Source organism: Cohnella boryungensis (assembly GCF_042651945.1).
In the GTDB taxonomy this organism is placed as follows: Bacteria; Bacillota; Bacilli; order Paenibacillales; family Paenibacillaceae; genus Cohnella; species Cohnella boryungensis.
Genome location: NZ_JBHSED010000044.1, coordinates 1 through 540 on the forward strand (window position 1 = coordinate 1; position 540 = coordinate 540).

Sequence of the window (540 nt, forward strand, 5' to 3'; positions counted from 1 at the left end):
GCCAAAGAAGGTAAAAGCCCTGTAACCGAAAGTCTTCCCTCTCCGAGACGGATCCTGAGTACCGCGGGACACGTGAAACCCCGTGGGAATCCGGCAGGACCATCTGCCAAGGCTAAATACTCCCTGGCGACCGATAGTGAAGCAGTACCGTGAGGGAAAGGTGAAAAGCACCGCGGGAGCGGAGTGAAAAAGAACCTGAAACCGTGCGCTTACAAGAAGTCAGAGCCCGATCTAGGGGTGATGGCGTGCCTTTTGTAGAATGAACCGGCGAGTTACGTTCACGTGCAAGGTTAAGCTGATGAGGCGGAGCCGAAGGGAAACCGAGTCTGAATAGGGCGAAATAGTACGTGGTCGTAGACCCGAAACCGTGTGATCTACCCCTGTGCAGGGTGAAGGTGCGGTAACACGCACTGGAGGCCCGAACTCGTGAGCGTTGAAAAGCTCTGGGATGACGTGGGGGTAGGGGAGAAATTCCAATCGAACTCGGAGATAGCTGGTTCTCCCCGAAATAGCTTTAGGGCTAGCCTCGAGGTGAGCATC

At 55.2% G+C, this 540-nt stretch carries 1 rRNA gene; it reads left to right on the plus strand.

Features of this window, described 5'->3' with window-relative positions:
• A 23S ribosomal RNA gene (locus tag ACFO1S_RS21095) occupies positions 1-540 on the plus strand; the annotation flags it as partial.